The 23,930-nt window shown below is 34.7% G+C and carries 21 protein-coding genes; 2 read left to right on the top strand and 19 right to left on the bottom strand.

All coding sequences use genetic code 11. The annotated features are described in order from the left end of the window. Nucleotide 1 precedes the first annotated feature (1 nt). Nucleotides 2–745, top strand: coding sequence for a CpsB/CapC family capsule biosynthesis tyrosine phosphatase (locus JM79_RS06705; RefSeq protein WP_141877409.1), 744 nt, complete (start codon nucleotides 2–4; stop codon nucleotides 743–745). Here the strand turns inward: JM79_RS06705 and JM79_RS06700 are convergent. The 8 genes from JM79_RS06700 to JM79_RS06665 are packed head-to-tail and all read right to left on the bottom strand — an operon-like array spanning nucleotide 738 to nucleotide 10,439. Continuing rightward, nucleotides 738–3,146 (bottom strand): tyrosine-protein kinase family protein, encoded by a 2,409-nt coding sequence (locus tag JM79_RS06700; RefSeq protein WP_141877408.1) that lies wholly within the window; start codon nucleotides 3,144–3,146, stop codon nucleotides 738–740. The two genes, JM79_RS06705 and JM79_RS06700, sit on opposite strands and share 8 nt — an antisense overlap. Further along, on the bottom strand, nucleotides 3,147–3,914 hold the full coding sequence (locus tag JM79_RS06695) for a polysaccharide biosynthesis/export family protein (protein ID WP_141877407.1): 768 nt from the start codon (nucleotides 3,912–3,914) through the stop codon (nucleotides 3,147–3,149). Continuing rightward, on the bottom strand, nucleotides 3,914–5,887 hold the full coding sequence (locus JM79_RS06690) for a nucleoside-diphosphate sugar epimerase/dehydratase (protein WP_141877406.1): 1,974 nt from the start codon (nucleotides 5,885–5,887) through the stop codon (nucleotides 3,914–3,916). Before JM79_RS06690 ends, JM79_RS06695 begins: the two co-directional genes overlap by 1 nt. Before the next feature lie 3 nt (nucleotides 5,888–5,890). Further along, a complete protein-coding gene (locus JM79_RS06685; protein WP_141877405.1) occupies nucleotides 5,891–7,036 on the bottom strand; it encodes an aminotransferase class I/II-fold pyridoxal phosphate-dependent enzyme in 1,146 nt (381 codons plus the stop codon). 1 nt (nucleotide 7,037) lies between these two features. Further along, a complete protein-coding gene (locus JM79_RS06680) occupies nucleotides 7,038–7,646 on the bottom strand; it encodes an acetyltransferase (protein WP_141877404.1) in 609 nt (202 codons plus the stop codon). Further along, nucleotides 7,646–8,251 carry a sugar transferase gene (locus JM79_RS06675; RefSeq protein ID WP_141877403.1) on the bottom strand — a complete coding sequence of 202 codons (606 nt, stop codon included), beginning with the start codon at nucleotides 8,249–8,251 and terminating at the stop codon, nucleotides 7,646–7,648. Before JM79_RS06675 ends, JM79_RS06680 begins: the two co-directional genes overlap by 1 nt. 37 nt (nucleotides 8,252–8,288) lie before the next feature. Continuing rightward, complete coding sequence (locus JM79_RS06670) at nucleotides 8,289–9,452, bottom strand: glycosyltransferase family 4 protein (RefSeq protein ID WP_141877402.1); 1,164 nt, start codon at nucleotides 9,450–9,452, stop codon at nucleotides 8,289–8,291. A 21-nt stretch (nucleotides 9,453–9,473) separates the two neighbouring features. Continuing rightward, nucleotides 9,474–10,439, bottom strand: a complete 966-nt coding sequence (locus JM79_RS06665) for a polysaccharide deacetylase family protein (protein WP_141877401.1) — start codon at nucleotides 10,437–10,439, stop codon at nucleotides 9,474–9,476. Nucleotides 10,440–10,757: 318 nt separating this feature from the next. On the opposite strand from JM79_RS06665, the gene JM79_RS06660 reads away from it, so the two are divergent. Then, a complete protein-coding gene (locus tag JM79_RS06660; protein ID WP_141877400.1) occupies nucleotides 10,758–11,270 on the top strand; it encodes a hypothetical protein in 513 nt (170 codons plus the stop codon). Between the two features lie 113 nt (nucleotides 11,271–11,383). On the opposite strand, the gene JM79_RS06655 is transcribed toward JM79_RS06660, so the two are convergent. The 11 genes from JM79_RS06655 to pseI all read right to left on the bottom strand — a co-directional run bounded on the left by JM79_RS06655 (nucleotide 11,384) and on the right by pseI (nucleotide 23,914). Beyond that, entirely contained in the window at nucleotides 11,384–12,610 is a 1,227-nt protein-coding gene (locus JM79_RS06655) for a hypothetical protein (RefSeq protein WP_141877399.1), read from the bottom strand. Continuing rightward, nucleotides 12,611–13,543 carry a GNAT family N-acetyltransferase gene (locus JM79_RS06650; protein WP_141877398.1) on the bottom strand — a complete coding sequence of 311 codons (933 nt, stop codon included), beginning with the start codon at nucleotides 13,541–13,543 and terminating at the stop codon, nucleotides 12,611–12,613. Nucleotides 13,544–13,597: 54 nt separating this feature from the next. Beyond that, nucleotides 13,598–14,710: a glycosyltransferase gene (locus JM79_RS06645; RefSeq protein ID WP_141877397.1), complete on the bottom strand. Its 1,113-nt coding sequence runs from the start codon at nucleotides 14,708–14,710 to the stop codon at nucleotides 13,598–13,600. A 391-nt stretch (nucleotides 14,711–15,101) separates the two neighbouring features. Beyond that, complete coding sequence (locus tag JM79_RS06640; RefSeq protein ID WP_141877396.1) at nucleotides 15,102–16,286, bottom strand: hypothetical protein; 1,185 nt, start codon at nucleotides 16,284–16,286, stop codon at nucleotides 15,102–15,104. Nucleotides 16,287–16,627: 341 nt separating this feature from the next. After that, entirely contained in the window at nucleotides 16,628–17,464 is an 837-nt protein-coding gene (locus JM79_RS06635) for a hypothetical protein (protein ID WP_141877395.1), read from the bottom strand. A 190-nt stretch (nucleotides 17,465–17,654) separates the two neighbouring features. Then, on the bottom strand, nucleotides 17,655–18,770 hold the full coding sequence (locus JM79_RS06630) for a glycosyltransferase family 4 protein (protein WP_141877394.1): 1,116 nt from the start codon (nucleotides 18,768–18,770) through the stop codon (nucleotides 17,655–17,657). A gap of 13 nt (nucleotides 18,771–18,783) precedes the next feature. Further along, nucleotides 18,784–19,653, bottom strand: a complete 870-nt coding sequence (locus tag JM79_RS06625) for a GNAT family N-acetyltransferase (protein WP_141877393.1) — start codon at nucleotides 19,651–19,653, stop codon at nucleotides 18,784–18,786. Nucleotides 19,654–19,675: 22 nt separating this feature from the next. Continuing rightward, complete coding sequence (locus JM79_RS06620; RefSeq protein ID WP_141877392.1) at nucleotides 19,676–20,545, bottom strand: polysaccharide deacetylase family protein; 870 nt, start codon at nucleotides 20,543–20,545, stop codon at nucleotides 19,676–19,678. Nucleotides 20,546–20,553: 8 nt separating this feature from the next. Then, the gene (locus tag JM79_RS06615; protein ID WP_141877391.1) at nucleotides 20,554–21,708 is read right to left on the bottom strand and encodes a glycosyltransferase family 4 protein; all 1,155 of its coding nucleotides are present in this window, start codon (nucleotides 21,706–21,708) and stop codon (nucleotides 20,554–20,556) included. A gap of 149 nt (nucleotides 21,709–21,857) precedes the next feature. After that, nucleotides 21,858–22,868 carry a glycosyltransferase family 52 gene (locus JM79_RS06610; RefSeq protein WP_141877390.1) on the bottom strand — a complete coding sequence of 337 codons (1,011 nt, stop codon included), beginning with the start codon at nucleotides 22,866–22,868 and terminating at the stop codon, nucleotides 21,858–21,860. Between the two features lie 5 nt (nucleotides 22,869–22,873). Beyond that, complete coding sequence (gene pseI / locus JM79_RS06605) at nucleotides 22,874–23,914, bottom strand: pseudaminic acid synthase (RefSeq protein WP_141877389.1); 1,041 nt, start codon at nucleotides 23,912–23,914, stop codon at nucleotides 22,874–22,876. Nucleotides 23,915–23,930: the final 16 nt, after the last annotated feature.

Raw genomic sequence — 23,930 nt, 5'->3', positions numbered from 1 at the left:
TATGTTATCGATATTTAGTAGAAGTAAATATTTAGTTGACTTAATCGAAGGTATTCCAGACTTTCATAATCACACATTACCTGGTATTGATGACGGGTCTGATAGCGTAGAAACCTCGCGATTATTATTTCGGGGATTCTCTGAGATAGGAATTGATGACATTGTTGCAACACCGCATATTATTGGCGAGTTTTATCCCAATACTCCCAGTAGCATTCAAGAAGCCTATAAGAAGGTATTGAATGAGAACGCTGGTCCTAAAAAACTAACCTATGCAGCTGAATATATGATGGACCAACATTTTCTTGATATTCTAGACAGTGGTGAGATACTTACAATAACAGACAATAAGGTTCTAGTAGAGATGTCCTATTTCCAAGCTCCAATCAACCTGACTCAAATTCTTTTTAAACTTCAGAATAACTCTAAAATTCCGATACTTGCGCATCCAGAGAGATATACTTATATGCATTCAAAGGATCTTAATAAATATAAAGACTTAAAAATGAGAGGATGCCAGATGCAAATTAATATGTTATCCCTATCCAGTCATTATGGAAAAGGGATTCAGAAGATTGCATTTCAGCTTATTGAAAATGGAATGATTGAATACATTAGTAGTGATGTTCATAAAACTGCTCATCTAGAAAAGATCAAAGAGATTAAAATTCCGAAAAAATACGCTAATCAGATTCAATTAATAGCTGAAAATAATTGCAGGCTACTTCAAAATCATTTTAGCTAGAGTTTGAAATACGCTTTTTAATCCGCGACCATCTCGACACATTTTCTTCTCCATATCCATATCCATATCCATAGGAGTAACCATATTGTGCGCCGTAGCTAAATTTTGAATAGTCTATATCGTTGAGAATTACAGCGAGACCGTTAAGCTTTCCTTGTTTCTTTAGGTCTTTCGGGAAATCTAGAAGGGCCTTTTCTGTATAATCTGCTCTGGTAACATAGAGCGTATAATCTGCTAACTGACTAATCAACAAAGTATCAGTCACAATCATCGCAGGTGCTGTATCCACTATGATGTAATCATATGTCGACTTCGACTCTTCGATTAAATGTTCTAATCGATCGTTCATTAAAAGTTCAGCAGGATTTGGAGGAATTGGTCCCGACAGTATTACATCTACTGGAATATTCCCATCATTTGTGGTAGAAATGACATCAACAGAATTTACGTCATAATCATACAGAAAATCTGATAATCCTTTTTCTTTAGCACCAATAGTGTTCTGGGTATATCTATGAAGTTTAGGGTTCCTGATATCTGCCCCTATTAATAGAACTTTCTTACTACTACTAGCAAGTGTCCTCGACAAATTATAGGAAACAAAGGTTTTTCCCTCACCTTTAATTGTTGAGGTAACAAATATTACATCAGCTTTTGTTTTATCTTTATTTTGCACTAGATATGCTAAATTGGTACGCAGTATCCTAAAAGACTCTGCAAGTGGAGAACGGTCATTTAATTGAATAACATCTACATCCTCTGCTTTAATTCGTGGTAATTCCGCTAGAAATGGAACACTTTTCAACAATGAAGCCAGATCTCCTTTATGATGAACCTTAGTATCCAGAAAGTTTTTAGCAAATATTATTAAAATCGGAATGATAAAGCCGACTAAGAATCCTGCAATAAGAATCAACCATGGCTCTGGATCAACAGGATCGTTATTGGTGTATGGTTGATCGATTACTCGAGCAACAGCTGCTGTAGCGGCAGAAGATATTGCAGCTTCTTCTCTTCGTTGCAATAGAAAAAGATACAACTGCTCCTTAATTTGCTGTTGCCGTTCGATATTACGCATACCTTTTTCCAATCCTGGAAATGCACTAAATTGCCCCTGAGCAACATTTTCTCTTTTATTTAGCTCGCGCAATTGAATATTTAACGAGCTTCTTGTACTCTGAATATTCTCAAAAAGATTGTTTCTCAAGCCATCGAGTTGTTCGCTTAGAGTTTTGACTATTGGGTTTTTCTCAGTCCCACCCTCGAGATACACATTCCGTTCTACCACTAAGGAGTTATAAGACGTGACCAAACTGGAAACTCCACCCTTATCTATCCCGATATCCGGAAGTAACTCGTATTTACCCTGACTTCTTAATAGTTCTTCTACAGATGTTAGGAGTTCCAATTGAGTTTCCAAATTGAAAATTTCTTGTTCAGCAGCAGAAAATTTCGTTTGAAATTCAGATGCTCCAGTTCCAACATCCATAATACGATTACTTCTTTTGAAGTCAGCAATATCAACTTCTACCGAATCAAGTTCTGTGGTAATCATTTCCAATCTATCCTGAATAAAATTCGTCGTATTTTCAGCAACTTCCTTGTTGTTCTTTACACCCTCTTCGTTGAATCGCTCCATTAATTTACTCAGAAAATCCTGAGATTTCTCCGGAGTATTCTGAACTAAACTTAAAGAGAGTATGTCCATGGCTTTTCCCTTTTGAGCGATTTGCAATTTCTCAATATACTCTTCAGCAACATCTCTAACTGGCTCTAATACAACGTTTACAGAACTTGTAGTACCAAAAGTTCCTTGTTCCTTACCAGATTTAGGTAAGACTATAAAATCTAAACCATCCAGGCTTATTATTTCTCCAATTTTATGACTGCCACTATATTCCAATATTTCATCTTCTAACCTAAAAGATGTTTCGGAAGTAGGGGTTATAACGAAATCTCTAGAGGCAGAATCTACAATACTATCATCGGTAATGAATTCAATTAAAACTGGACTGGAATGATATGCCTGAACAGTAATTACATTACCTTCAATGAAATAACTAATATTATGGTTTAGCTCCTTCACTACACTCTCTATGAGTTGCTTGGATTTTAATTTCTCTATATGATTTTGTATACCATCTTCCTCCAGTGAAAATATAGCTCCACCACCTGAAGGCGTGGCATTCATTGCATTTTTCTTCTCATCATCTACTATGATCATAGTAGCTTGAGTGTTATATTTAGGGATTGTATATCTATTGTATAAATAACCAATTACGCCACCTATTAATAAGCCTAATACAATCCATTTCCAATAAGCAAGATATTTGTAAAGCTCTGCTTTGAGATCAAAATTTGACTCTTCTGTTTCTGCAGTGAAATCGTTAAATTCTTCCATTTATCTTGTGAATATAAAAACTAAACCAATAACTGAACTTATAAGGCCTATTATAGCTCCTGGATTACCAAAAAACCCTGCCGATTTCATTCTGGCATAAGTAGGCTCTACATATACAATATCATTCTGCTTGAGGTAAAAGAACGGACTATTAAATAAATCTGTCTCAGTCATGTCGATAAATCCTACAGATTTGACTCCATTGCTTTCTCTTATAACTCTGATATTTTGTCGTTTCCCTGTATAACTAATGTCCCCACTCATTGCGAGCAGTTCAGGCATAGTTACTCTCCCATCACTAATTTGAACCCGACCTGGCGACCCCACTTCTCCAAGAACTGTTACACTGAAATTAACTATTCTAACATCTACAACAGGGTCTCTAACATAATCCAAAATTTCCTCTTCAAGTTTCTCTTGTATTTCAGTCCTCGTTAATCCCTTCACCGCAATAGTTCCCAAAACAGGAAAATTAATAGTTCCATCGGGGCTCACTAAATAACCAGTAAGTGATAAATTCTGCCCTCCTCCGCCGCCAGACTGTCCTCCCTGTTGATTCATCTGAAAGGGAGCTACAATTTCGGGATTTACTGAAGATGAAGAAACATTAATTCTTAGAACATCATTTTTTTCGATTTGCGGTTCGTAATCCAATAGGTTTTCCCGACCCTCCAATTCCTGAACATCGTTGAAATAAACTACCTGATCTTTGGTAGCACAGCTGAAAAGACAACTAGAAATAAGTACTATAATTAAAAATTTCTTCATCAATTAGTTTCTGATTTTTTGGTTTGATTTAAATTGTCCAATTTTTCGTAAGATGAGTTATTACTCTTAAATTCCGGTATCAACTCTTTAAGTTTAGCAACTACCTTGTCATTTTTCAACTTAGTGGCGGATTTTATTATCTTGAGAATATTCTCGTTGATTCCTTCGTAATTCCTTACCACCTCCTGACCTATCATAATCTTTTTATGATGTGTAGGAAGCGTTTTACATTCATCGTTCAGTAACTCTTCGTATAATTTTTCACCTGGTCTAAGTCCAGTAATTCTAATCTTAATATGTTTGTTCGGTTGGTAACCTGCAAGTTTAATCATTTTGATGGCTAAGTCCATAATTTTGACTGGCTCACCCATATCGAAAACAAATATTTCGCCCCCTTTACCCATTGCGCCAGCTTCTAGTACAAGCTGACAAGCTTCCGGGATTGTCATAAAATATCTAATGATATCTGGATGAGTAATAGTTACAGGTCCACCTTTCTCTATTTGTTTCTTGAATAGCGGTACTACCGAACCATTAGAACCTAGAACGTTTCCGAAACGAGTGGTTATAAATTTCGTAGATCCTAGACCAGTTTTAATTTGGTTATGAAATAAGGATTGAACGTACATTTCAGCAGCTCTCTTAGAGGCACCCATAACATTGCTTGGATTAACCGCTTTATCTGTTGAAACCATAACGAAGTGTCCAACATTGTATTTCACTGCAAGATCTGCGAGATTTTTGGTCCCATGGATATTAACAAAAACCGCTTCGTGTGGATTACTTTCCATCAACGGAACATGCTTATAAGCCGCTGCGTGATAGACAACATCAATGTTCTGATTCTGAAACATAAGTTCCAATCTTTTCTGATTCCCTACATCGCAAACAATCACCTTAAAGTTCAGGTCAGGAAACTTGGATTCCACTTCTAGCTGTAAATTATGAAGAGGTGTTTCTGCCTGATCTAATATTATTAAACGTTTTGGGTGATATTTAGCAACCTGCCTCACGATCTCGCTTCCAATAGAACCTGCTGCACCTGTAACCAGAATTGTCCTATCCGTTAATTGCTCAATTTTATTCTGAGTTTCAAGATTAATAGGTTCTCTATCAAGCAAATCTTCTATCTGCAACGTTTTAACCTTATTGGCAATCGGCTCTCCGCCCCAGGTTGAAACTAAAGGAGCGTTATAAATCGCTATATCGTGTTCCAGACACTCCTCTACCAATTTAAATTTTTCTTCAGAGGTGAGAGTATGTTCAGAAAAAATAATCGCCTCGGCTCCAAGGGATTTTAATTCTTCATGAATTTTTTGGGTATGCCTTAAAACTGGCTTGTCCAAAACTCGGAGTCTTTTGTGTGAATCCTGTGTTAGAAATCCCACAATACGGAACCGGCGTGGATGTTCAATTTCAAGAGCACCTGCTATAGAGATCGCATTTTCATCAACCCCTAGAATAACTGCATTGATGAGAGACTCATTTTTCTGAAGAATTTTGAAATATTCGTAAAATTGCTTGACACTAAGCCTAAATAAAAATAAGAGCGAAAATGATATCCATAGGTTAATTAGTAATCCACCGATTAAAAATATTTTCTGACCTATTATGAAATAGGATGTATAGTTTATTACTACTAAACCAATAAAGGCACTACAAGTAGATAATAATAATTTTAATGCGTCGACATTGGAAGAATATCGTATGATACCGGCATACGTCTTGAAAACGAAAAAGAAGCCGACATTCATGGCAATTACCAAGAGTGCCTTCTCATAATAATTTAAAAAGGTATACTGGAAAGGAGATAGATCTAAAAGGATAAATATGGTTAAAATCGTTGAGATAGTAACCAGACCTATATCGATCATCAAAATTGCCCATCTAGGAAGATATCTGAGATTTCGAATATCCAGAGAATTATCAGGACCTGTAAGTATATTAGAAAGGGCTTTTCTTATGCTCCCCATAGTCTATTGGTCTTTTTTCAAATGACTTTTAATTGCATTACTGATTCTGGACCTATCATTATCCGAAAGATTGCTACCACTTGGCAAACAAAGTCCATTGTCGAACATGGTCTCAGCAACTCCCGTGCCGTAAAACGGACAATCCGAAAAAATAGGCTGCATATGCATAGGTTTCCACAAAGGTCGACATTCAATATTCAAAGCACCAAGTGATTCTCTCAAGTCTTCCCTAGAGAACCCAGTTACCTCACTATCAATAGTTAATACACTTAACCAATGATTACTAAAATAGTCGGCAGATGGTTCAGAAGCCAGACTGACACCTTCGACACCACGGAATAAATTTACATAAAATTCGAACATTTCACGTCTTGCACTTACTCTTTCATCCAAAACCTCCATTTGTCCACGACCAATTCCTGCGGAAATATTACTCAATCTATAATTATAACCAATTTCGCTATGCTGGTAATGTGGAGCATCATCCCTGGCCTGAGTAGCGAGAAAGACAGCTTTCCGCTTTATTTTATCTGTCTTAGTAACCAAGGCACCACCACCAGAGGTAGTGATGATCTTATTACCGTTAAATGACAAAATAGCCAATTCGCCGAAGGTGCCACAATTTGCACCTTTGTATGTACTCCCAAGAGCTTCTGCGGCATCCTCAATAACTGGAATGTTATATTTATCTGCAATAGTATTAATTCGATCCACCTGATATGGCATACCGTATAAGTGAACAGCAATAATAGCTTTCGGTTTTTTGCCTTTTTTTATTCTATCTTCTATAGCAATCTCCAGCTGGTCAGGACAGATATTCAAAGTTTTAGATTCACTATCAATAAATATTGGAGTGGCACCCAGGTACTTTATTGGGTTGGCTGAAGCCGCGAAGGTCATGCTTTGACATATAACTTCATCTCCATTCGAAACTCCAAGCATAATTAAAGCCAGGTGCAATGCAGCCGTTCCAGAACTTAATGCTGCAACTTCAACATTTCCACCAAGATATTTTTTAATATCACTTTCAAATCCACTAACATTAGGACCCAAAGGTGCTATCCAATTCTCATCGAATGCATCATGAATATATTTTAACTCATTACCACCCATATGCGGGGAGGAAAGCCAGATCTTATCGTTTGACATATTAATTCTTATTGTATTTAATTATTCGGCCTGGATTCCCAACCACCACAGCGTAATCTGGAACGTCTTTCAATACGACGGCGCCAGCACCAATTGTAACCCATTCGCCAATACTTATTCCTGGGATAATTGAAGCTCCAGCTCCAATGTGGGAACCTTCTCCAATACTCACAGCCCCAGTCACAATTGCACCTGGAGATATATGTGCAAATTTAGCGATGCTAACATCATGTTCAATGATAGCATTCGAATTAATAATGCTGTTTTCCCCTATGTTCGCTGAGTGATTTATTACGGCTCCAGCCATAACAACAGACCCATTTGACACAGTTGCAGATTTTGAAACAATGGCAGTTTTGTGAATCAATGCTTGATGCAACATTATATTATATTTTAAACATATATATTTACGGATCTTGTTATCTCCAATAGCAATAATCGTATTGTTCTTCTGAAGGATGCTTCTATCAACTATATGATCAATTTCAAAACCAGCTAAGTCGAATATTTCAGAATTATCATCTAATATAAAGTCCACGATATCACCAGTTCCTGAATTTATAATATCCAGAATGACTTTTGCATGTCCGCTTGCACCAAATAGAATCATTAATTATTACCGTTAAAAGGTTCTGTGGTAGCCATGTTATCTGCATTTATGCCTTCAGAAATAACAACTTTTTTAATAGTTTTAAATAATATCTGAAGATCTAAAACAAATGACTGCTTCTCTACGTACCACACGTCATATTCAAATTTTTTAAGCCAGCTTATTGCATTCCTACCATTTACTTGCGCCCAGCCAGTAATACCTGGTTTCACCTCATGCCGCTTTAGTTGTTCCGCATTATATAGCTCTAGATACTGAGGAAGTAATGGTCTTGGACCAACAATACTCATGTCACTTTTCAGAACATTGAACAATTGTGGTATTTCATCAATTGAAGTCTTTCGAACAAAGCTACCAATTTTCGTTAATCGTTCAGAATCCGGCAACAGATTGCCCAATGGATCCTTTTCATCAGTCATGGTTTTATACTTCACTATTCTGAAAATATCCCCATTTTTACCAGGTCTGGCCTGATAAAAAAATGGCTTGCCATTGTTTGCTCGATATAATAATATAGTGACTACAATTAAAACCGGACTCAGAATCACCAGCGCTGCTACAGCAGCAAGAAAATCAAAGATTGGTTTAATTAAATTTCTATACATTCAGTTAATAATGAATTACTTCAACCGGGGCGCGAATTTAATCATGTTTGAGAGAGCTTTCTAACTCTTTGTATTCTTTTAACAGAATTTGCCAAAAGTCCTCTCTTTCATATTTTTCTTGAATTACATGACGAGCATTTAAGGTAAGTCGACTTCTCAATTCTACATCATCGACTAATTTTTTCATAACAACCTTCAGCGCTTCCTCAGACTTTACAGGAATGATAATACCGTTCTCACCATCCTGAATGATTTCATTACAACCATTTATATCAGAGACGATTGCTGGTAATGACATGGCTCCCGCTTGTAAAACTACATTAGGGAAGCCCTCTCGGTACGATGGAAAGGTTAGAATATCAGCAATTGCAAAATATGGTCGAACATCAAGTTCATAACCGGTAGTTACAATTTTAGGATTGTTTTCAATCTCCTGAATAATTTCATCTGAAATTGGGTCCAGATCTTGTTCAAATGGACCAATTAATAACAAGCTACATTTCGGTGTACTAAATCTAAGTCCATTAAAAGCACGCACAAGTTCCTCGATGCCTTTCTCCTTTACCAATCTCCCTACAAAAACAAAAACGATATCTTCCTGGGGAATACTCAAGGCTGCCCTTAAATCTGATTTAAAGTCTTCTGTAAATCGTTGAGGATCAAAGTAAGTCGTATCAATCCCGTTTGAGCTACCATTTCCCAAAACCTTCAACTTAGATTCATTTGCATATTCTAAATCTAGAATAATATTCTTTAATTCAAATGAGTTAGGAAATACCTTATGAGCTAGTTTATAAGTAAGCTTTTCTACTGAATCTAAAATTCTTCTCTTAGTTCCACTAACCTCTAATAATGGCAAACCTGCCACAGTATGTAACCTGATTGGAACACCTGCGAGCAAACCAGCTAGCATACTAATGATTCCCGCTTTGGGAGTATGACTATGAATAATTAGAGGTTTTTCTTTGAGTAAAAAACTGGTGAGTTTAAATACAGCTTTAAGGTCAGCAATGGGAGTTATAGCTCTAGTTAATTCTACAGTATAGGTTTCTACATTATTATCGACTCCATATTTCTCGAGTCTCTTTTCCTCTGCAGCAATTGCAATCACCTGGTAATGCTGACTCATAAAAGTAAGCTGTCCTTCCAGAAGCTTTTCCAGAGATAAGGGTATAGTGGTAACACGAACAAGTTTACTCAAATTAATATTTTTCAAACTAATCTATTGCAAATTTAATCTTAAATCAGTCAGCTCATCCATCGTAAATGATTGCATTCCGTATTTATCTTGACATTTGGCAAAATGTTCTAGAATTGTATTGAGGTCTTTCAAATTAGATTCCGGATCAGCACCAAAATTATGGGGGTGCCACCATAAATGATAAACTTTATTATTTTTAGCTGCAAACTCCATTTCATTTTTGATTCTGTTAATCCTCAATGAATCCTTAAAATTGTTTTCATGAGGTCTTAATAATCTGGATGCTTTTTGCTGAACAATCTGATTAACCTTTATACTGCCGAGATTGTAAGATTTATCATTTAGTCCAATATATGCATCACCAGTTCGGAAAATTTTGTCGGCTAATGTGTCTCTTTGCGTATTTTTCCAATACCAGTTCTCAGGGTTGATCCTAATGGTCTTAATTCCGTGGTTGGCACAAATATCCTTATAGGATTCATTGAATTGGTTTCTTGGAAAAACAAGACTTTTTAATCCCAAACCTTTTTTAGAGGCAAGTTTCTTAACCAACTGCAGATCTGATGCAAAACTATCCCTATTCTGGCCATCTTCAAGGCAATAATAATGGGAATATGTATGTGTAGCCATTTCCTGATTATCTGACTTTGCGATTAGGTCAATTAATTCGCTAGCCCAACATAGCTTTTCATTTATACTAGACCTATGTTCATTCCCGTAATTGTAAGCTGATAATTTCTGATTCGTGTACTTAGGAAAATGTTGGGGTAAGTTTTCCATCCATTCCTCCCAGCTTTCGTTGAAGAGCATACCTACTGTCGCCCATGTACTATGAATTTCATGGTAATTAAATAGCTTTAAAAGTTCAGGAATGAGTTTTCGAGTATTTTCAAAATATTCTAATTTTTCATGATGTTCAACTTTATCGAAAACACCCCAGATGAGTTCAAAATCCAGGGAAATGACTAACTGTCCATTATTCTTCATTATAACTATTGATTTACGAAATAGATATTTCGATTTATTCCCGCAATTTCGCAAAAAGATTTTTAAATCATTTTTAATATACTTAACAAGCATGCGATGTAAAAAAGACTAATTTGCCGGTTAAAATTTTATTCAGTGAAGTTAACATTATCGTCAATCAGACAGAATCAGGAATTAACAAACATTAATTCTCTTTATAATAACTTAAAAAGGCTCTTATATTTTCTCCTATTGATAGATCTATTCTTCATCTGTCTTCACCTATATACCTTTACATTACCTGAAATTAGTGGTAGTGACAAACTATTAAGACTGGATATGGATTTTGGCTATGCCGAGATGTTTCAATATCTACAATATCTTACTGCTGCAATTATACTGCTCTATTTATTCTTCAAAGAACATAAGTTCATTTTTCTAGTATGGTCTTTTTTTCATTTAGTTTTATTCGCAGATGACGCCTTTCAATTCCATGAAGGTTTCGGAGCTCAGTTTGTTCAAGCTTTTGGTGTTCGAAATGCCTTTGGTTTACGCGGTCAGGATTTCGGTGAGTTGGCCATATCAGCGCTTTTAGGACTTTTCTTTGCGCTACCTATATTATACCATCTATTCAAGGGTGATGAACGATCACAGAACGTTACAATACATTACATCATTTTAACAGGAATTCTAATATTTTTTGGAGTTGGTATAGACATTTTACATAGCTTACTTAAATTTGTACCAGGCAGCAGTGTTCTTACCATTGTAGAAGATGCGGGGGAGATAATTGCTGGAAGCTTAATTGTATGGTATAGTTTTTACGTTTTAGTAAAAAGGGAAATTCAATAATCATTATTACTTAATCTCGAATAATGCTTTTCAATTTTATAGTCACATAAGCTAGGGATTCCTATGCAGTAAGGATTTGACCTACTTTAACCTTCTCGTCAGTCTTTGTACTACTATCGCGATTGGATAACCGGGTTTTCACTGGAATTCTTAAGCTTTTCTTTTGCTCTCAACTTCCTTATTTTTAAAATTTCCAAATATCTTTTTTCAGCCATATAGTAATAAACTACAAAGAATAGAAAATACATTACCATTGACTTTTGACGCATTATTATTCCAAGGTTAGACATTACAAAAGTCATTGCCAAAGAAGTCATTAAAAAAACAACAAAGCTCATTTTTACCAGAGGACCTGACTTTTTAATAAATGAAATGAAGTCCTTCTTCATAATTTTAAATGTAATTAGCAAGTAAAGCAAATTTTCTGCCGAGACAATGAGCCCTAAAATTCCAGGTGCATCTATAAACAAGGGTCTAAACCAAAACGTAAACAATTTAATTGGAAGAGGATAATTTGCCATATCTACTCCAGATCCAGCATCTTCACTTAAACCTTCAGATCGAGAAGTTGTAAAATCTTGAAAATCATTCACCACGTCATCAGACCCACCTAAGTTTACAACAGATAACACCTTATCCTGAATAAGAAATAACAAAGCTAACATTCCAATGAAAGCACCTACTTTCATACCTGTTGAAACTTTCTTGTTACCACTCATAAAGCCTAAACCTGCGCCTACGACCATAAACATAAAAACATGTGGCCGTACGTGATAAATTATAAGCGACCCCACTACCAGCGTCAACCACCTTTTTTTAGGCATTTTAAGTGCATATACAAACATCATGATACCTAGAAATATGACTGAACCTTTCCCTAAAGAGGAAGTCCAGAAGTGCATATTAGGCAAAAACAGAAGTATAAATAGAAAATCCCATTTCTTGAAAAGATTTATCTTTACTGGGATATTTTCCCGGAAAAATAGATAGGTAAATATAAATCCCAGGTAACCTATCCACGCAAATATTACCATCACTACAACATATGGTAAATTCATCATGTTCGTTAATGGGTATGCTATAAAATCTATAAAAGTTGTACTCGTACCATATAGGTCAAGCCAGTCCCCTCTATAATCTTGTGTGTTCCGGTAATAATTCTTAGAGTCAGACGCATTAAATAGCGCGTAAGTGTAATAGGTAAGCCAGAAGATTAGATGATAGAAATATAATTTGTTCATTAGAGGAACAGAGAAAAATTTGTGTCTTTTTTTAAAAAAACCAAATATTCCTTGATTAACTAAGGCTAAAATTAATGCCAGAAAAATTGCTCCAATCATCTAGAATAATTCTAAATCTCCTAATGTATAAATAAAACTATCTAAATCTAATACTTCGGAATATTCTTGAGAAGATAAATTCAAATCTCTTGCAGTCAACACAGGCCCAAAACCACCGGATAGATTTAGCCTTGATAAAAAATTGAGAGCTATTGCAGAACTAACAATGTAGGCACCATGTTTACTACACCAATTTTTAATGACAATTTTAGCCAGCTTTCTCTGGTCTTCAGTTACCATGGCTTCAGATATACGCAATTCTTTGATATTTTTATGTTGTTTTACATAGGCAGCGAGGTAAATACCTTTTTCCTCGAAAATATCATAAACCTGCATAGGATTATTTTGAAACCTCCAGGATAAATAACTAACATTTTTTGGAGTATAAAATTTTCCTTGCAAGTTGTTCTGTTTGTTATATGAATCACATAAATCTTGGATTTCCGTTTCTATCAAATTAATCGTGTCTGTATTAATCTCTCCAGAAATCTTTTTTGGATATGTGAGATACAAATGAACCTTTATTTTGTCCACTATTTCCCATTTCATTTTTAAATATCCCGGCAAACTCTGTTGGTTTGGGGTATTGAAAATGAAGTGATGCTTAGCTAACTTTGCTCTCTGAATAGCTTCCAATGTAAGTTTTTTAAATACACCTTTTCCCTGATGATTAGGATGAGTAGCCGTATCTACAGCCCTAAAACAAAAAAACGTTTCATCTTTTTTCTTCCACTGCCATTTCATAAAGGCTCTCACGCCAATGATGTTATCGTCTTCAATAGCTAATAGTACTAAGGATTTACCAAAAGGATTATCTAGGTGTTTGTATCTCCAAATATCTTCAGTTTTTTTAGAAGAAGTTTCGCCAAGACTAGCTTTTAATACTCGCAAGATTTCTGGAATATCCTTTTCTTCAGCTTCTCTAATATGCATTGTATAAGGTATATTTTGTTGGACGATAAGTTAAACTCCTAAATTAAAGAATTACTAACCTGTGACGGCTGCGGCATAAAACTCTTCCAGTTCTTCGACCATATTTGTTAAGCTAAAAGACCCTATTACTCTTTCCCTAGCCGCGATTTTGAAAGATTTCAATTGGGAGGAATCATTAATGAGGATTTGACAGAAATCGGCTAATCTGGACCATTCTTCAACCAGACAGATTAAGCCATCCTTATCGTGTCTAATAACCTCTTTAATGCCTCCAGCCATAGTAGATACCACAGCGCATTCCATACTCATGGCTTCTAACAATGCTATCGGAAGACCTTCAAAAGATGAACACATCATGAAAATATCCATAGCCTTTAGATAAGGTTTTACTTCGGTTTGCAAGCCTGGAAAAAACACTTTTCCTTCAAGATTCAATCTTGAAAACTCTGCCTTTATTTCATCTTCTAGCGGTCCAGCTCCTACTATAATGCCATATACCTTCGAATTCACTGCGTGAACTTCAGCGAAAACCTGTAACCATTCCTTTAGACGTTTCTGGAACCTGAACACGGCTACTGTTCCAATTACTACTGCATCATTAGGAATTTCGTAGTCTATTCTAATAGAAGATGATACAATCTCTCGATTAAAATTTTTAGTGTTAACTCCATTAAGTAGAGTTTTAACCGGAATTTTCGGTGCTATATTTGTTTCAATTGACTTTTTTACATCTTCAGAAACCCCAAGTGCTAAGCTCTGAGAGTTGAAAGTAGCTTTATTTATAACCTTAGTTAACTTATGATACCGCTCTTGCATATTATGTTCGGTATACATTACTGGAATACCTGTTCTTTTATAGACTATCCGGCCCAGAAAGCCGGCCCAAGGTAAGTGACAATGAATAACATCTATATGATGATCCCTGCAATAAATAATAACTTCTTTATATTTCAAAAGGAGTCGAATATTATCGTTGCTACTAAAACAATTTACCTTTCCGCCAAATTCTTCAATAGATTCCACCATTTGATCTTTCCAAGGGAGGAAATATATATAATGAAAGTCAAACTTATTTCTGTCGTGAATTCTTAGCGTCTCGGGAAGTAACATTTCTGCACCGCCTCGACCAAGTGATTTTATAATATGAAGTACTTTAATCTTTTTCATCTAATATATTCGGTGCACTATTAAAAAACAAAATTACGGGAATAAGATAATGCTGCCAACCTACATTGAAACAAAAACCTTCGAAGATTCGTTAATTTATATTTTATATGCTATAAACTTAGTGAATCAAAAATCCATTACTCAATTTTTCAATTAATAAATATCATGAACAATTATTCGAAACTTCTGGATTTCACTTTAGAAATTTAGTGTTCACAATTTCATCAGTAAAATTCACCAACGGTATAATTATGAAGACTACCAGAGGATTGTGATAGCCATTTATATCATCCCTATTAATAAAAGATATGCAGAGTAAGCTAGTTTTTTAATATCAGTAAAAAAAAAGAACGCCATATTGGCGTTCTTTCAGTTAATATGTTTGGGAAAATTACTCTACAACATTGATTGTCAATTCGACATTATCTGAACATCCGTTAGATGTCACTGTGTAAGTAGTTGTGAATTCACCTATAGGATTTGCTCTGTAGCTAGAAGCGATTTCAGAAATTGTTGGATCGAAAGACCCTTCTTTATTTACTCCAGCATCTAGTAGATTTAGATAGAATCTTTTAATTCTGGCAGCAGTGTAAAGATTCTTCTGAACATAGTCTCTAGTAAGTGTTACATATTTATCAGATCCTGCATTGATATCACACGCTTCCTCTATAACAACTGTTATTTCAGCTGAATCCTGACAGTTATTTTCACCTACGGTGTAGACAGTAGTGTAAGATCCAGGTCCGTTGTTGATGTATTGCGTTTTAATTTCTTGAATACTAGGCGAAAAATTACCGTCTTCACTAACTCCATCTTCAACTAGGTCTAAAAAGAATCTATCAATTTTTGCATCTGTATCTAATTCTTCTTCTACAAATTGAGGTGTAATTGTTACAGTGTTATCAGATCCTGCGTTGATGTTACAAACCTCTTCTATAATAATGCTTAATTCAGTAGAGTCCTGGCAATTTCCATCGACCACTGAATAAGTAGTGGTATATATTCCTACACCGTTGTTTAGATAATCTGCTTTGATCTGAGCAATTGTAGGATTGAAAGTTCCAGTTTGACTTACTCCATCATCTAACATTTCTAAGAAAAATCTCTTAATTCGAGCATCAGTATACAACTCGTCCTGCACAAAATCAGGAGTTATATTTCGTGTTACGTCCGCTCCAGCTATTTCTGCACAATTTTCATCTAAAAATTCAACGACTTTCAAGGTCAAATTTGCAGAATCTTCGCAACCATTATTATTAACGGAATATGTAGTTGAAAAGTCTCCTAGAGGATTTTCCAAGTAATCAGAAGCAATTTCGCTTATAGATGGGTTGAAATCACCTTCTCTACTAACGTTCTTCCCTAACAAGTTTAAATAAAATCTTTTAATTCGTGCAGCAGTGTAAAGGTTCTCATTCACAAATTCACGTGTCACGGTCTTTGTATTGTCTGGTCCAGCACAACCAATGGTTTCTACTGTTGCATTCGCCGATGCGAATGAATCATTGTTTTCAATTTCTTCAACAGAGCAAGATGATAAAGCTACTGCAAAGATTAGTAGTAAAAATCTATTCATTATAATTTAGTTTTAGGATTTATCTTACAATATTACTACTAAGTTAATGATATAGAATATATATTCGTTGAAACGCATATATAGTAGATAAAAACACTAAAACCTCATATTTTCAATCAATTTTTGTAGGGATTTACATGAATTTATTAATCTTGAACAACAAAATTACGATTTATAAGAGTCTGTTGTTCAACATGTTATAACTTTGTATATGAATTTATATTAAATTAACAAAAAAATAGTTCTCATAGATTTTGGCGTACTAGGTTGCAAAGGGTGCATTATAATTATTAAAGCGCCTGTCTTTATCAAAGTAGGCGCTTTAATAAATTTAATTCGATCTATTCAGAGATAATCGTAATATAGGATTCCGCTGAGTCCACAACGTTTATTAAAATTGTCGCCGAATCCTCACATATACCGTCTTCAATTGTATAATTTATTTCAAAGTATGTAACTCCATTTTGAAAATCTTGTTTAACCTGTGTAACTGTAGGTGTATAAGTACCTCCTAAATCAGCACCTTTATCCAATAATAAGTTTTCAAAAAACCTGTCTATTTTCGCCCCAGTATTCAAGTTCTCCACTTGGTATGCATTTGTAAAAGTAATATCATAATCTGGGCCGACGTAAACATCTTCCTTACATTGCTCACAGTTCTGAAAATCATATTGAAAATATAACCAATCTCCCTTTTTACCTTCTTCATCTCCTGCCCATGCACTAAATGAATTTTCTCCCCGTATAAAAGTCGCCTTAACAGCAATCAAAATTTCCGAAGTATTATAATTTGATTTATCTAATTCAAATAAGATTTCATTACTTCCAGCTTCTGCATTCTTTTGAAATTCCATTTTACCTGGAGGTAGGTTACCATTTCCTACGGTAGGAAAATTAATGGTTCTGGAGCCTTTAGAGCTTATTTTTGCAGCGTGAAGTTTAGCATTATCAACTGTATAACCCTCAATTCCCACTAATTTTACATAAATAATATCATTATCATCTATTACTGATACTATACCATAATCTTCAAAGTCATAGGTACTCCAGGTACATTCATTGGAAATAGTCCCTTCTAGATTAACTTGTTCCATTTCATTAGTTAAGCCTCCAACTTCATTATCGACAGAACAGGCTGTAATCGAGATAATAAACAATAAAAGAAATATATTTTTCATAACAGATTAATTTACAACGCTTTAAGAAAAGTAAATAAATCATCTTTCAATTTTAAAGCTTTTCGTTGTAATTGTCATTATAATCGATAGGGAGCCGATAAGAAGAACTTTCCAGCCAAAAAACAACTCTTTTTCAACAATTTATTCCTAGTGGATAACTTATTATATTGAATATAATTTCGTATAAGTGCTACTTCATTTTCGAAATTAAATCAGAATAGAGTCCTTCAAATTTTCTAGCATTCTTCTCAGGACTAAACTCATTCAGAACCAATTTGTATGCATTCGCTCCCATTATTTCTCGCAATTGTCCATCTTTCATTAACGCAATCAACTTACTAATGTAATCTTTTCGATCAAAATCTTCAATAATAAATCCAGTTTCTCTATCCTTTAGCACTTCTGTAACTCCACCCACATTTGTAGCAATAGAAGGTTTCTTCTGTGCTGCTGCTTCCAAAATCACTCCCGGAACTCCTTCTACTTTACTTGACAGTAGAAAACAATCGACAGCGGCTAATAATTCTGGAATATCTTTCCGAAAACCTGCTAAGAACACTGTTTTTTGCAACTCCATCTCTACGATGCTCCTCTCTATCTTTTCAAATAGAATGCCGGTACCCACCAACACTAGTTTCAAATTAGGTTCAGTTTTCTTTAATTCAGCAAAAATATCAATTAAAAATTGATGATTTTTTTCCGGACTAAAATTCCCAATGTGCATGGCAATTTTGTCCTCGGGCTGCAGATCGAACTCTTCAATAAGCAATCTACGCTGCTTATCATTGTCTACTTCTTTAATTGGAATTCCTCTCCTAATGACTGAGGTTTTATTTTGAGGAAAATTAAAAGTTTTGACCAGATCGTTTATAGCTTCTTCTCCAACAGAGGATACGTGATCTACTCTTTGAAAAATCTGTTTATATATTAAAAATTTTGGCTTGCTAGAAATCCATTCACTTATGATACTAATGTTCCTATATATAATTGGAATTTGAGGAACGAATAAAGAAGCGGCTGCCATGTATTTCAAGGTGTCTGATCCATTACATTGAATCACGTCAGGCTTAACTTCTTTGATTAACCTCTGAAGAATTTTAACCAAAGAAATCGAAAAATTGCTCGTTTTAGCGTCAGATAAATCTCGGTTGTCTGCATTCTGGACTTCAAGAATGTTCTCTTCGTTTTTATACAATCCTGCGAACGTGATGGAATGTCCTAATCTTATAAGCTCAGCACTAAGGTTTGCGGCAAAAACTTCTGCTCCCCTATATTGTCTCTGGGTAACCAATTGAAGAATTTTCATTGAGTTTTTAGTTTTATAACTTTCCTTCCAAATCTCCTATAGAGAAATTAATCTTCTGACTAATATCACAAACATCATCTTTACTTACAACTACCTGATTTCCCCGACTATATGTGAATAGAAACTTGAATGCCTTGCTTTTATTATTGTTAAGAAAGTAAATAATCTTTATAGAATTTCTTGAGCCTACAGAATTCAGCAATTTGTTTACCTCTAATTTATCACCAAAACTATCTATCAGGATAATAGTATTGATTTTCTTTAAAGAAGTGAATCTGTATACAATTATTGCGCCTGTTTCTGATCTGGCAATCTTATAATCTGAATTCCTATATCTCCACTTTAAGTAATGATTTGAAATATTTGTTTGACATTGATTATTCATTAGCCAAGATTGTTTGAACTCAATTTCTTCCGAAGTAATTGTTTCAAAATTTACCGCATTCTTAAAGAAATTCAGCATTCCTATCCTATATTCGAAGGTATTTTCAATTTCTTTCCAACCCATCTTTAAATATCCAGGCTTACTGTTAGAATTTGGAGTGTTAAAAATAAGTTCATTTTCAGCTTTAACATTATCCAATCCTTCTAATGTCAGTTTCTTAAATAAGCCCTGACCTCTGTAGTCATGATCTGTACATGTATCTACTGGTCGAATCGCCTTTATAACTTGATTATCACAAATAAACTCCCACCTCATGAACATTCTGAGGCCTACAATTCTGTCTTTATCTACCGCTAATAAACCGTAAGATTTGCCGAAAGGATTTTCATAGTGTTTCCAAATAAACGCTTCCTTAGTATGGGTAGTTGGAAAATTAGCATTTAAAAGCTGAATAATGCTATCTAAGTCCTCTTCGTAATTTATTTCTCTGAATTCCATTATTCAATAGGATAAACTTCAATTAATTATTATTCTTCAAATTAAACATAAGGGGATGTAGACCTGATACTTTCGCTTTAAATTCTGCTAGTTTATTATCACTATCTACCCTAATTCTTGAGATATTGTGATGATCTAGTACTGCAGGATTTATCTTATGATCAAAAAGGAAAATAAAATCTATATTCGCATCTATCAAAGTTTTATTAGTATTATCATCTGCGTTTCCATTGGGGTAGGCGAAAATATTATATCCAGGTAGTTCTAATTCATCAAAAACTTGTTTTGAAGAATTCATTTCTTTCATAATCTCTTGAGACGAGCATTTATCAAGCATAGGATGGGTATGGGTATGGTTACCTATATACATGCCATTTTTTTGCAGTTTTTTTAAGTCATCTGTATTTAACTGTTGCTTATCTACTTCAGGATAATCCCGCATTTTGACCACTCTGTCTCTATTAGACATACTTTTAAAAAGGCTGACAACCTTCCTAGCATCCTGATAAGACTTGCCATTTTTCATTTCCTTCTGTTCTACGCTGCTAATCCACACATCATTCGAAGTATTTATTAAACCTGTAATAATAAAAAGGCAGCTTTCAATACTATGCTTTTTCAAAATGGGAAGCCCTTTTTCTATAACACTAATATCTCCATCATCGAAAGTTATTAGCAATGGGTTTTTCGGTAAGTCTGCTTTATCATAAATATGTCGCTTCAACTCTGGAATACTTATGATATTATAATGCGATTTTAAATAAATGATTTGCTCCTCAAAGGCTCTCTCATCAGGAACCTTATGATAAGCCAGAACTCTCAATCGATCTGAATAATTGCGTCTAATTAGACCATCAAATTTACTTAAAAACCAATATAATTTGCTTCTCATATCCTTAACTATCTTTTTCCGGTAACTTCTTCTATAACCGTATTATAAGTTACCTCATATTCAGCAGCAACTTTTTTGATGTCAAATTTTTTAACAGCTATTTCTCTAGCTTGCTCAGCTAATGCTCGGTACTGCTCATGATCTTGCATTACTCTTAAGACATTTTTTGAAATTTCCTCAACATTTCCTCTTTCAAAGATTATTGCAGAATCATCATTTATGCACTCCAAATTTTCAGGAATATCAGAGCATATGATAATTTTTTTAGATAACATGGCTTCAATTAAGGCACCCGGCAGGCCCTCGAAGTAGCTAGGATATAGGAATATTTCTGAGATTGATAAAAGTTGTGGAACATCTTTGCGTCTCCCCAGAATTTTCACTTTGTTTTCTATATTTAGCTCTCTAGATCGGGCTTTTAGTTTCTCTTCATAAACACCATGACCAGCAATCAAAAGTACAGTATCAGGAAATTTTTCTAATATTGATGGCATCGCATTCACCATATCCAATTGACCTTTTCTTTCGATTAACCTACTAACATTGAGAAGAACTCTTTGATTCTCTACTCCTAAAGATTTTTTCAAACTCTCAAGATTATGCTCATCTTTTGTATGCAGGAACTGGTCTATATCTCTACCCCTATAAATCACTTTGACTTTGTCCTTTTTTACTAAAGTAGACGCTGCCTTAGATTGTTTTATGGTTTCAGAATTGGAAATAAAAAAATCAACCTTTCTGGAAGAAATAGTATCGTACAATTGAACAATTCTTAACTTTAGCTGCATAGAAAGAGACTGCTTTTTGAATCGCAAGGGATTATAAGAATTGTTTACAAAGCTGCTGATCAATGGAGTTGCATATTTAGATCGTAACTTCCTAGTTACAATATCTGACCGGAATAAGGTAGAATGAACAATATCTGGCTTTTCTATATCGTACACTTCTGCAAGTTTTTCCACTGCCTGTGAAAAATTTCTTGGTCCAGAGACATTGAGTGAGTAAACCTTGATACCGGCTTGTTCGAGATTTGGTTTTAACTGATCACCTGTGTATAAATGAACAAATACAGGTATATACTCTTCAAAATTTTGCGCTATTTCAACCAGGCTTCTTTCGGCACCTGATCCATTTATGGTATCTATAACAAATAAAACCTTCATGATTCTCTGTTTCTTTTAAATTTTCCGCTCCCAATATTTTTCTTATGAGTCGGATATCTTAATTTAATAAATTTTGAATTATAGAATACGTCCTTTATAAAGGGCAGTACAGTGTAAATTAGATACCCTAAATAATTATGGAGTACTGTTCAGTTTAAAGATTTAAAATTGGGTAAATCGATTTTTTTAAACTCCCGTTCTAAGTTTTCGTATCGACTATCAAATTCTGAATCAGATACTATTTCTCCCTTATCTAATTGCAGATAATAAAATTGTATTTGAGGAAACACCTGTGGTAGATTTATTAGGATTGATGACATATAGGAAATAACAATTCCGGGAGATTTCTGTTCTTTTTCCATTCTCTCTTCAAAAGGAATATCATCTCTCATAATTTCACCGAAAAATCTATATTTTTCAAGATTGTTATCCTGTTCACGTCGATGAGAAAAATAGAAAAACGCACAATCGTTAAATTGATCTTTTATTCTCTTAAGATTCGATATATGGCTTTCTCTATCTAAATATCCTAGTTCCACTAAAGGGCTCCCTACAAAAAATATTTTTTTTGAGTCAACTGAAACACTGTTTGATGATTTAAACCGGAAAACTTCAATAGTATCGTGATTTGCAACATCTATATCAACCTGGGAATAAATGTGCAGATTTTTTATACTGGTTAAACCAAGTACTTTTTCTACAAAAGCCTTACTTCCATCAAAAGGAATACTAACATCTTTCTTTCTTAATTCAGCAATAGTAAAAATTCCTGTACCATCACTGATTAGAATTATTCTTCTGGGATGAAACTGTCTTAGGATATAATGTTGTACCCACGAATTATAATTAGTAAAGAAAATTTCATCAAATGTACTATGACTGAAACATAACCATTTGATCTCACCAATTATTTTGAAGATATCTATATAATGAAATGGCTTTTTTTTCTTTTGATCTACAAAAATTACTTTAAGAAGTTTTAGATTAGAATTAGCTTTCACCCTCTCGATAAAATCCTGATAACCCTCGAAGCGTCTTATAGTAAGAACTATATAATTCTCACCCGTTTCATGTGAATCGACATAGGTATTCACATTTAAATAATGTGTAGTATTTGCTATAATAAAGAGTCGTTTTACCGGGGAGGAAATTTCTTTCATAATTCTTATTCAATGTGATCAAGTGATAAAGCTGTGCCTTTTAATAAGTCTTTCTTCACGGATTTACCTTGAATATCCTTAAAATATTTAGGGTGTAAGCCATACCCAGGTCTAATGGCTCTAATATTGTCGGTGGTGATTTTCTCTCCTCTTTTGATATCATTAGTTACATATATAGACCGAGAAAATGATCTGGCTATCTTTTGATTTTCTGAAAGCTCATAGTTTATGCTTCCAAGGACTTTTTCTGCTTCTCTCACTGCTTTCACCATTGCGCTGAATTCATTTTCATCCATAGAAAAGGAAGCATCGGGACCACCAACACTCTTGTCAAGAATAAAATGTTTTTCAATTATTTGTGCACCGAGGCAGGTGGCAGCAATAGGGGCGGTATTCCCGATAGTATGATCTGAAAGACCACTAGCAACCTCGAATCGATCTGAAAGATCATTTACCATGACCATATTCGCATCTTCTATAGGAGCAGGATATTGCGAGGTACACTTTAGTAATACGATGTCTTTATTTCCCATTCGATGGCATGCATCTAACGCCAACTGTATATCTTCCAAATCTGCAATTCCTGTGGATATTATAACAGGCTTCCCTTTAGATGCTACAAGTTCGATTAGTGGAATATCCGTGATTTCGAAAGAGGCAATCTTATATGCAGGGGTATTCAATTCTTCCAAAAGCTCCACAGCTTCCTTATCAAAAGGACTGGAAAAACATATTAAACCAACTTCTCTTGCAGTATCAAATAATTCTTTATGCCACGACCAGGGAGTAAAAGCTGCTTTGTAAAGATCATAAAGATAGTAACCATCCCATGATGTCCCATGCTTTAATTTAAAATCATCTGTTTTTACATCTAAAGTCATGGAATCTGCGGTATAAGTTTGGAGTTTTACTGCGTCTGCACCAGCACGTTTGGCTGCTCTAATAGATGCTTTAGCAATTTCAATATCTCCACCATGATTTGCTGAAAGCTCAGCTACAATAAAAACTGAACTTCCTTTTTCTATTTCAAATTCTGCGATTTTCATTTTATTACTTTTTATA

The organism is Gramella sp. Hel_I_59 (assembly GCF_006714895.1).
Lineage (GTDB): Bacteria > Bacteroidota > Bacteroidia > Flavobacteriales > Flavobacteriaceae > Christiangramia.
This window is presented reverse-complemented; position numbering and strand designations above follow the sequence as displayed.